The 10,208-nt window shown below is 48.4% G+C and carries 5 protein-coding genes, 1 tRNA gene and 3 pseudogenes; 5 read left to right on the top strand and 4 right to left on the bottom strand.

All coding sequences use genetic code 11. The features are described from left to right. Positions 1-329 precede the first annotated feature (329 nt). The 3 genes and pseudogenes from MJ769_RS03710 to MJ769_RS14665 all read right to left on the bottom strand — a co-directional run. Positions 330-1,246: pseudogene (locus MJ769_RS03710) on the bottom strand (IS91 family transposase). After that, the gene (locus tag MJ769_RS14495) at positions 1,243-1,692 is read right to left on the bottom strand and encodes a tyrosine-type recombinase/integrase (protein WP_305854683.1); all 450 of its coding nucleotides are present in this window, start codon (positions 1,690-1,692) and stop codon (positions 1,243-1,245) included. The pseudogene MJ769_RS03710 and the gene MJ769_RS14495 overlap by 4 nt, the downstream one beginning before the upstream one ends. 28 nt (positions 1,693-1,720) lie before the next feature. Continuing rightward, a pseudogene (locus MJ769_RS14665) lies at positions 1,721-1,978 on the bottom strand (hypothetical protein); the annotation flags it as partial. A 1,471-nt stretch (positions 1,979-3,449) separates the two neighbouring features. Between MJ769_RS14665 and MJ769_RS03695 the strand changes: the two are divergent. The 4 genes from MJ769_RS03695 to mnmA all read left to right on the top strand — a co-directional run bounded on the left by MJ769_RS03695 (position 3,450) and on the right by mnmA (position 8,362). Next, complete coding sequence (locus MJ769_RS03695) at positions 3,450-5,420, top strand: monovalent cation:proton antiporter family protein (protein WP_239234485.1); 1,971 nt, start codon at positions 3,450-3,452, stop codon at positions 5,418-5,420. A gap of 918 nt (positions 5,421-6,338) precedes the next feature. After that, a tRNA-Leu gene (locus MJ769_RS03690) sits at positions 6,339-6,425 on the top strand. Positions 6,426-6,534: 109 nt separating this feature from the next. Continuing rightward, complete coding sequence (locus tag MJ769_RS03685) at positions 6,535-6,768, top strand: hypothetical protein (RefSeq protein ID WP_239234484.1); 234 nt, start codon at positions 6,535-6,537, stop codon at positions 6,766-6,768. Between the two features lie 520 nt (positions 6,769-7,288). Beyond that, positions 7,289-8,362 carry a tRNA 2-thiouridine(34) synthase MnmA gene (gene mnmA, locus MJ769_RS03680; RefSeq protein ID WP_239234483.1) on the top strand — a complete coding sequence of 358 codons (1,074 nt, stop codon included), beginning with the start codon at positions 7,289-7,291 and terminating at the stop codon, positions 8,360-8,362. Between the two features lie 57 nt (positions 8,363-8,419). Here mnmA and MJ769_RS03675 read toward each other — a convergent pair. Next, positions 8,420-9,667: pseudogene (locus MJ769_RS03675) on the bottom strand (ISL3 family transposase). On the opposite strand from MJ769_RS03675, the gene MJ769_RS03670 reads away from it, so the two are divergent. Further along, positions 9,666-10,124 (top strand): hypothetical protein, encoded by a 459-nt coding sequence (locus MJ769_RS03670; protein ID WP_239234482.1) that lies wholly within the window; start codon positions 9,666-9,668, stop codon positions 10,122-10,124. The pseudogene MJ769_RS03675 and the gene MJ769_RS03670 sit on opposite strands and share 2 nt — an antisense overlap. Positions 10,125-10,208 lie beyond the last annotated feature (84 nt).

Raw genomic sequence — 10,208 nt, 5'->3', positions numbered from 1 at the left:
CGTACGGTTCTTAGGGGGCTGGGCGCGGGTGACCGCGCTTGGCTACCCGACATTGTGATCGCGAAGCGAGCCACAATCTGAACCGTTTGTTGTACAAGCCCGGTGAGGCTGCTGTGAATCTGCTTGTTATGGAAATATCTCTCTGATCGGTGCGACGCCTTGGGTTCTGTTCCGCGTCAAACCCCAAAATCCACCGCTAAAAGTTGGCATTGCAGCAACCTGTTTTGCTCAACCCGCCATTCTTGATGCGTTTTTACCTGATTTCACCCTTTTGCAGGGCGAGTGCGCCCCCGCCTGCCAAGTCCGGCAGGTTGGCGGTGTGTGTTGCGTTACATGGCTCTCTCCCTGTTCGACGCAAGCCTCCGTGATCGGTGGGTGAATGGCTTGATGCGGGTGCGGATAATCTTCATTTCCCCGCCACAACATTTACAGCGTATCGCCGGGCGGGTTTCAGTCTGCCTGGTTTGGCTGTTTTGATAACGCAACGTGACGTTACCCTTGTCGCAGGACAGGATGTCTTTCTCCTGTATCACGCCCCGATACAGATAACGCCCGAGGTAAATCAGTGCCTGTCGGCCTCCCCCGACCGCTTGGCAGTCCACCACCCACTTGGTGGGATAAGTGTCCGGCAGTTTCAATCCGGCTTGTTTGATGCCCGTCAGCATTTTGGCGCGGAATACTTTCGCCAGTGCTTTGTGGTCAAACAGCTAACCGCCGTCTTTGTTGCGCCACAGCCGCCGTTTGTTGTCAAACGCGGCGGATGGCATCACCAGGTGCACATGCGGGTGATAATCCAGCCGACGGGGGTGTGCAACACGGTCACCGCACCGGTGGTGCCGCGCAGTTTTCTGTCATTCCGGCTGAACGTGTTGATGGTCTCCCATGCGCTGCGGGTGATCAGGTCATACATCACGCGCTGTTGCCCCCAGGCAAGCCTACGGAATTGGGCGGGCAAGGTGAACGTTACCATGAAGTAATTGCCGGGAATCAGCTTTTGCGACTGCTGGTCTATCCAGCGTTGCGACTCATGCGCCTGACAATGCGGGCAGTGGCGATGCCCACAGGAATGCGGCAGATAGCTTTGCTCTTGGCAATGATCACAACCCAGTTGCATCTTGGGGCTCATGCTGCTACGGCAAATTCGAAAGGCACTCAATGCCGCCAATTGGCTGGGTAACAGGCGATGGCCATGTTGTGCGATCAGCTCGGCTGCATAGGTGTCAACAATGAGTGCCAGCCGGATCATTTGACGTTGCCCCAGCCGATTGATATCTGGCCTGCCAGCGCATTGATGCGGTCTGCGGCGTTATATTTGGTATGGTCGGTGAGGTGGGTGTAACGGAGGGTGGTGAGGATGGATTGATGGCCGAGGATTTTTTGCACTTCCAGCAGGTCGGCGCCTGCTTCGATCAGGTGGGTGGCGTAGGAATGGCGCAATATCTGCAAGGTGTTTTCCGGCAACGGGACAAAGCGGTCCCGATTGCCTTTGGCGTTACGCACCTGCACCCGCATGCGGTCCGCATCAATGTCCCCGACTTGCAAACGCAACCCTTCGCCCAGCCGTAACCCCAGGCTGTACAGGGTAAAGAAAAACACGCGGAAACTGAGCACCCGCGTGGCCATGAATATTTGTTGGGGCTGCGGCACGGTAATAATATCCGGCAGTGTGTGTGACTTGGGCGGTTTGACCAAATCTGCGCCCGGCCAGGGTACTATTCAATACTTGGGCGTAATAAAACTTCAGCCCATACAGGTCATGTTTGAGCGAACTCCAGGAAAGCGAATTGACGACATGTACCAAATAATCGGTCAACTGAAGCCGGGTCAAATTATCAATCCGATAATCAAAATATCCCCCGGCTCGACGTGCGCCGTGTGAATACAGTGCGATGGTTTTTGGCTGCATCCCATGCAACTTCAACCGATTGAGCAGACAGTGATAATTGCACGCAAATTGCGCTGGAAATTCTGATGCCATTACGATTCATCCTCATGGTAGAGTACAAAAAAATCCTTTTCGGGATGAGGATGAATTATGTTATTGAATCATGTTGCTGAGGGATGTTTCTCCGCGATAGCGGCTTCGTTCAACGAGTACGGTTAAATTGTGGCTTGCTTCGCGATCAAAATCTAACCTTTTTCGTTAGACATCGCCCTCGCTTTTTTTCCACACTTTTACTATTTTCAAGTTCAACTGCTATTGGAAAAGAGACTTCATCAATATCTTCCACCGATTTGGGAAGTGGTCGGATAAAAGCTGAAAAAGATAAAACCAAATAAGCAGAGCAGAACAACGTGCTCAGGTCTCAATACTGCTGGCTATCGCTCACCAGATTCCTCCGCTGCGCTACGCGCCGGTTGGCATAGCGTTATGCATATCAATGAAAAAGGAGATGGTTCTATGAAGACAATATATCGTGCACTTTCCTCGCTCATTTTATTGTTCATGGCGACGTCAGCGTTTGCTCACGAAGGTCATGGCAATCCCCAGTGGGTAAGTTCGGTGCTTCACTACATAATCGAACCCGAACACCTTTATGTGATTTTGCCCGCAGTTCTTGCCGCGTTACTCATTTTGAGATGGGTAAGGCACATGGTCTTACATTCACGCGCTCGCCTAGCCCTACGCTCAAGCGGGACTGCGCAAAAGCGCGCAGCTCCTTAGCTTCACGTTAGGCTTCGCGCTACGACAGGCCTTGGAGAAAAATTTGCAATCACTTGGAGTCTTCCAGTGATCCCCACCATCACATTTGAACAGTCGCCCGATCGCGGCCAGGAGCTGGCGCGTGATACGCCCGTGCGCTGAGCGCTTGAAGAAGTGGGTCAGCGGGGGCAGCTCTTGCAATACAGCATAAAAATATTGTAATAGTGGCACTTATGGCAAGACCACTCAGAATAGAAATAGCTATTGGGTTGTCTCATGTAACTTCGCGAAGCAACGCAAACTGAAAATTCAATTTATGAAATCACGATCAAATCCGCTCGACGAGTCCGAGTTGTTGGCCGCTTTAACAGCAAGGCCGTCAGGCTGCTAGCATGATACTTAAGCAAGATATTGGAAACCCCCCACCTTAATTTTTCTTGTCTGGTAAGATTGTATCAATGAAAAATAGAGTGTTATTGATGCAAGGCATAGATTTTAATAGACGTATCTGCTCAGTCACTTCCAAATGGAACAACGTGTTTCTATGAATCATCCTCTGCGAACAATCCTCGCGATGGTCATTTGAAGCCGGTTGGTAAATGTTGGGTTCGACGTATCATGCTACGAGCCGATATTACAATTGAAATATATCGCTGCTTGATAGCAGCGGGTGACCAATAGTTATGGTGGGTTTGTTTCCGCTGTCGGCCATTAACAATCTCAATTTACTCGGTTATTTCCTTTATTACTTACATTCGGGTACGGTAGAACCAATGATTAACCAGCTCGTTTATTTGATACACACATGACCGATTCGCTACAGCTCGTTCTAATTTTGCTTGCCGTTGCGGTAGGTGTGGTGGTGGCTTGCCGTGTGTTGCACTTGCCTGTAGTACTAGGCTACTTGACAGTGGGCATTCTGATCGGTCCGCATGCGCTGGGCTGGATACCTGACACGCCAAGCACTCGTCATCTGGCGGAATTCGGCTTGGTATTTCTAATGTTCAGCATCGGCCTTGAATTCAGCCTTGCGAGTCTCCACAAAATGAAACGCACGGTATTCGGCCTGGGTGGCGCGCAGGTGGTGATAACTCTTTTGTTGATTATGGCAACTGGGTGGCTGGCAGGATTTGATTGGCGTGCAAGCTTAGCAATGGGCTGTGTGCTGGCGATGTCATCCACCGCTATTGTCAGTAAGATGCTTGTCGAACGCGCCGCCATGAACACACCGCACGGTCAGCAGATCATCGGTGTATTGCTGTTTCAGGATTTAGCTGTAGTGCCGCTGCTTATCCTCATTCCGGCTTTGGCGAGTCCACCAGGCGACCTGCCTCTCACTCTCTCCCTCGCACTGCTTAAAGCTACAGTAGTACTAGCTGTGTTGTTGTTATTCGGCCAGCGTGTGATGCGATCCTGGTTTCATGTCGTTGCGAGTCAAAAATCTTCCGAGCTGTTTATGCTCAACGTGCTTCTTATCACTCTGGGGCTTGCCTATTTCACTGAGTTTGTTGGACTATCGCTGGCACTTGGGGCATTTGTGGCCGGTATTTTGATTGCTGAAACTGAATACCGCTATCAAGTTGAAGATGATATACAACCTTTCCGCGATGTACTAATGGGTCTATTTTTCGTTACTGTAGGCATGATGCTGGATCCCGTTGAAATGTTTGTCAATATCGGCTGGGTACTTCTGATGCTGTTGTGCTTACTTCTGATTAAATTTACTGTAGTGGCATTATTGGTACATAGGTTTTCCGGTGATTGGGGAGTAGCGATTCGAAGCAGCCTGGGTTTGGCGCAAGCCGGTGAATTTGGCTTCGTGCTGTTAACCTTGGCAGGCGGGGCAAACCTGCTATCTCCCGCTGCAGTACAAATTATCTTGGACACCATGCTCCTCTCCATGCTGGCCGCGCCTTTTCTAATCCAGCATACCGATGCTATTGTGAGACGTATTGTGCCTTCTGAATGGATGAACCGCGCCATGCAGATCCATCAGATAGCGGTTCAAAGTATTTCTGCCGATGCAAACATTATTATCTGCGGCTACGGACGAAGTGGACAGTCGTTGGCAAGCTTTATGAAGCAGGAAAATGTTCAATTCATCGTGCTCGACCTCGACTCACGTCGTGTACATGAAGCTGCTGCAGCGGGTGAGAATGTGGTGTTTGGCGATGCCGCCAAACGAGAAGTGCTTTTGGCGGCCGGATTAATGCGCGCTAAAACTCTGGTCGTCACTTACAACGACACCCACTCCGCACTAAAAATTTTACACCTAGTAAATGAACTGCGCCCCGACTTGCCAGTGGTGGTTCGCAGCGCCGACGAGACCCATATCGAGGCACTCAAACAAGCTGGAGCGTCCGAAGTTGTAGCGGACGTGCTTGAAGGCAGCGTGATGCTGGCATCACAAGCACTACTTATGTCTGGCGTGCCACTCAACCGTGTCGTCCGCCGCCTTCAGGAAAATCGAGCGCGCCGCTATAGCATGTTCAGCACCTACTTTCGCACTGCGGCGAATGTATTAGGTGAAGCCACGGAAAATTTACAACCGCGCTTCCATAGCGTCTTGCTGGGGGAAAACGATGCCGCCGTGGGTAAGACACTTGATGAAATTAACCTGGCCGAATTAAATGTAGAAGTCAATGCGGTACGCCGCCATAACGTACGCGGCAATCAACCTGCGGGCGATATGATAATGAAAGCTGGTGACGTACTAGTACTGCTCGGTCAACCAAGGGCTCTGGCAGCGGCAAAAATATACTTGCGCGAAGGATAATTTAAGGTTATCTGTCAAGTCACGCTTGTCTATAAACGCGATTAACAATTAACTCTGATTTTTCTGTGTACCATTTTTTCAATGACTGGATGGGCGTAAAGTGATTCAAAGCGCGCTGCAGGATATGTTGGTTATAGACACTTATATAGAGAGTGTCAAAATCGTCTCCAGTTCTGAGGCTATGGCGCGTTTATCCTTGCGGGTAAAGCGATCCGTGAACTAACTCCCGTTGTCCATTTAAGTCTTTCTGCATCCTCATTAGTGCGCCCTTTCCACTTACACGCAGTGGCAACAGGGATGCCGTTCAAGCAGGCAAATATCGTGACACTTGCAGGTGGGGTATTGATTTGGACCGCATTCGAAGGGCTGTTCGGGTGCATGGATGGTTTGGACTTATAACTTCTTCTCTCTCTGTAATGACTCAATATTGTCTCGCATCAACTGGCGGGCTCAAAACAGTGGCCAACTACGGATGGAGATATGATCACACGGGGTGAGACATCAAATGATGATATACAAGCTTCACGTAAGTGTGGCTGAATGTGTGAACGCGGCTTGGCGTTATTGTCGGTTCGAGGTAAAGCAAAGGTCAAGTACATCGCGCTGTGATGTGCATTGGCACACATCTTCATGCGCTTGGTAAAGCTGGTACCGCAATTATTAAGTAAGGGTAGTTTGGAGGTTATAGTCGATCATAAATATAACTGTTTTTTATCAAAAAGTTATATTTAACTATGCATTTTCTTAGAAATCTCTTCAGCAGATTTTGCCCAGACAAATGGTTTGGGTTCTCATTAACCTTATCGATAAGACTTAAATCCCGTTGGATTCATGTGCTCCGCTTGGACTCAAACGCCATTGGGCAACGCTTATACTTGATGAAGACTCCTGTTTCATGGATAATCTCAAGCTTAACAAGCCGGGATGGCGGAATTGGTAGACGCGCCGGACTCAAAATCCGGTGCTGGTAACAGTGTGAGGGTTCGAGTCCCTCTCCCGGCACCAACATTAAATTGATTATCCAAGCTGTCAACCAATGAAGAACTGAAGCGTTACTTATCATTGACATTAAAGTAATGTCACCAATGTTTATTAACCTAATACTGGAGTTCACATGAAACTGTTGTCCACACTGATCGCTGCTGTATTTGCTGCTGCTTCTTTCTCCGCTGTCGCTTCTGATGCTCCTGCTCCTGCTCCTGCAGCAGCGTCGGACTCTGCTGCAGCTCCTGCCAAAAAAGATCAAAAGGCTTATAATAAAGCTCATAAGAAGAGCCATAAGAAGGCTCATAAGGCCGAGAAAGCTGATGAACATAAAGCTGACGAAGCAGCTCCAGCAGCTCATTAATTTTGTGACCACTTCGAAATGGCAGGGGCAACCCTGCCATTTTTTTATCCATTTCCCCACTTAAAAAACACAATCTGAAATTGGCATTACATGATATGGAACCCTAAAGTCGTTGTAGCCGCTTGATATCGAGTAAGGCTGCAAATTTCTTCTGATTAAGGAACACATCCTGTTGTTCAACCAACCTGCTAATCACCTAGAACCTAACGAATCTCTGCAAGCAGCAGTAATACGGAAAGGATTTGAAGAATCAGCTTACGAATTCAAGCCACAGTATCTGATTGGCATTTCCACTGGCGTACGTCTGTGCATACACCACCTATATACGCATCACGCTTACCGGACACGTCCTCGCCCACTACCTGGAACGGTCGCTGGACAAAGACTTGCTTCGTCCAATCTAGAATGACAGCGGAAAAAATCCGTGCCAGCTTCAAATGCCACCATAGCTCATTATTTCTGGGCTGTATAGCGGATTGTCTTTGCAACAAACGCTATCCTCTAGACATGTTAATACACTATGACTAAGGGATGCATTGTCGTCGGCATATCCGGCGGAGTGGATTCTGCTGTTACCGCACTACTACTGAAACAGCAGGGCTATAAAGTCATTGGCCTGTTCATGAGAAACTGGGAAGATGACGATAGTGACGAGCACTGTTCCTCGCGTCAAGATCTGATAGATGCAGTTTCTGTCGCCGACACCATAGGCATCCCTATCGAAACAGTTAATTTCGCCAAAGAATACAAGGATCGCGTATTCAGCCATTTTTTGCGCGAATACGCGGCTGGGCGCACTCCTAACCCGGATATTCTGTGCAATTCTGAAATTAAATTTAAGGCTTTTTTGGAATATGCTGTCAATATGGGCGCAGACTCCATTGCAACAGGACATTATGCGCAAATACGCAACGTGGACGGTAATTACCAGTTACTCAAGGCAATAGACAGCAGTAAGGATCAAAGCTATTTTTTATATCGCTTGAATCAGGCGCAATTGTCCAGAACGATGTTCCCGCTAGGTATGCTGCTAAAATCGCAGGTGCGAGAAATCGCACGCCAGCACAATTTATCTAACTATGCCAAAAAAGATAGCACTGGAATCTGCTTCATTGGCGAGCGGCCGTTCCGCGAATTTCTCAACCGTTACCTGCCTGCCCAACCTGGCCCAATGTGCACGCCCGATGGTCAAATAGTCGGGGGACATATGGGTCTATCGTTCTATACCATCGGCCAGCGTCAAGGTTTAGGTATTGGTGGGCAAGGCCTGCCTTGGTTCGTGGCAGGCAAATGCATTGCGAACAATCACCTGATTGTGGTGCAAGGACACAATCATCCAGCTTTGCTGACCACATTTCTGGATGCAACAGAACTACACTGGATTAATAACCATATGCCTGATATTTCACGTGACTACACTGCCAAGATCCGTTATCGCCAGGCCGATGTATGTTGCCACTTCAACACGCTATCTGAAACCCTTAGCAACTTTGAATTTAGTGAAGCACAACGAGCTGTTACTCCAGGACAATCGGTGGTCGTTTACGATGGCGAAATTTGTCTAGGTGGCGGCATCATTGCAAATAATCGGTGACGACGAAGAGCCGTGTAAACATTTTTTACTTTAGGGCACCTCTAAAAATCCGGTTCGTTAAAAAAATCTGTGGTTAAGTTGTGGTTCAGGTAGCCTTCCAAGTACATGATATAGTGATAACTCTAGCATTTCGTAGGTCTTATAACCGTAAGCTTTTCTCATAGTGACTTTAGCCTTGTTATTTAATCCCTCAACAACGCCGCTTGAAAACGCTTTTTTGGCTCTGAAATAGTTGAGTAAAAGTTCTCGATGATTTCGTAGCGTTCCGACGAATTTTTTCAGTGGATCAATTTTTGAATGCATCACATCCCTGCACCATTGGTCCAGGAATTTTCCCGCCCAGACCGGAGATCCGTATTTCCAGAATCGCTGGAAGTCTTCCTTATACAGATAGGCTCGAACGCTTTTCAAATTATAGCGAAGGATTTCGCGTAATTTCACTCGCTGATGGGCAGTCAGGTTTTCTGGTTTTTTGAGCAGGCATCATCTCGATTGCTTCAGCACAGGTTCGTAGCCATCCTGAACCATCTTTTTTGCTTCAGAGGCCCGTACTTCATCAAGCACCTTATTTAATTTAGCGACGACGTGGAACCGATCCAGAATGTTCAGCGCGTTCGTGCAATGCTTCTCGATTAAGGTCAAATAGGGCTTCCACATATCGGAGCAAACGAACTCGATTTTCTCCGCCAATTCCTTGCCTATCAGGGTGAAGAATTTCTCGAAGCTTGCCATTGTTCGTTCCTTCCCAATCCAAAGTAATCTGATGCAGCCAGCCTCGATTTGGTAGACCAGAGTCACATATTGGTGACCACTCCCGTACTGGATTTCATCGACACCAATGGCACGAATCGTACCCAGTTCACGATGAGCCAGCCCCCATTCCACTACATACTGTACGGACTGAACAACCTTATCCCAACTGGTGTGGAAACTTTCTGCCGTTTCCTTCCACGACAACTTCCGAGCCCAGTGTGCAAGGTGTAGCATGTAGGCATTGCATAGGGTGTGCTTGCCGGTGCCCCATGGAACCTCTTCGACTTTGACGCCGCAGGTTGGGCAGTTAACCCGCCGCATGCAGTAGAGAAAAAATACGGCAAAGCCCCATATGGGAATAAATTCAAACCGTCTACAGGGGAGGTGGTCATAACATGGGCCTGGTTCATGACAAACAGAGCAGATCGGCTTTGAACGACCCCTCTCGCGCACGTCGACTTCGACTGCTTTTTTGTTTTCAGTCAACCGGGTATTCTTATAGACAAAACCGGGGAAGTGATAGCATTCATTTAGCAAGCGAGTGATTAACATGTCCGAAGAAATCAAGAAAGGAAGTAGAGGAGTAATTGTTACAGAAGATAATGACGCTTGCAGACTACTTCAGTTCTGCCCGGATATTAAGGGCTGGCCAGCAAGTTGGGCAGGCGAAGAAAGCGACATCACGCCAGGGCGTGAAATCGTCGAATTCCTCAAGCCATTCCTGCTATATCTGTTGACCACAAAACTTGCTCCTAAAACATTACGCCGTTTTCGCGACCATATGTGGATGCTTGGCGGCGAGGTGATACGAAGCCTTAATGATGATCCGTCTCTTCGTCGCAAACCTGTCGAGAAAGTGATCTTCGATCTTCTTGAAAAAGAGGGTGGCCCGCTCATCTGGCCTCAAATCACTGAACAACAACAAGACGCCTTTGATGCCTCCTGCAGAAAGTTTTACCACTTTCTTCAGACTGCGATTGATGAAGATAAAATCATACTGAAAATCTAAAAATTACCCACACTTAACCCGGATGAGGCAAAAATCCAATATTTCTGATGAATGGAGCGCGTCCCATTTCGTGACGATAAATTT

The organism is Candidatus Nitrotoga sp. BS (assembly GCF_927797785.1).
Lineage (GTDB): Bacteria > Pseudomonadota > Gammaproteobacteria > Burkholderiales > Gallionellaceae > Nitrotoga.
The sequence above is the reverse complement of the archived record's forward strand: the minus strand, read 5'-3'. Positions and strand labels throughout refer to the sequence as shown.

Bases quoted from the DNA above. Each gene is read 5' to 3' on its own strand.
- mnmA (WP_239234483.1), top strand. From the start codon at position 7,289: ATGACTAAGGGATGCATTGTCGTCGGCATATCCGGCGGAGTGGATTCT.
- MJ769_RS03685 (WP_239234484.1), top strand. From the start codon at position 6,535: ATGAAACTGTTGTCCACACTGATCGCTGCTGTATTTGCTGCTGCTTCT.
- MJ769_RS03670 (WP_239234482.1), top strand. From the start codon at position 9,666: ATGTCCGAAGAAATCAAGAAAGGAAGTAGAGGAGTAATTGTTACAGAA.
- MJ769_RS03695 (WP_239234485.1), top strand. From the start codon at position 3,450: ATGACCGATTCGCTACAGCTCGTTCTAATTTTGCTTGCCGTTGCGGTA.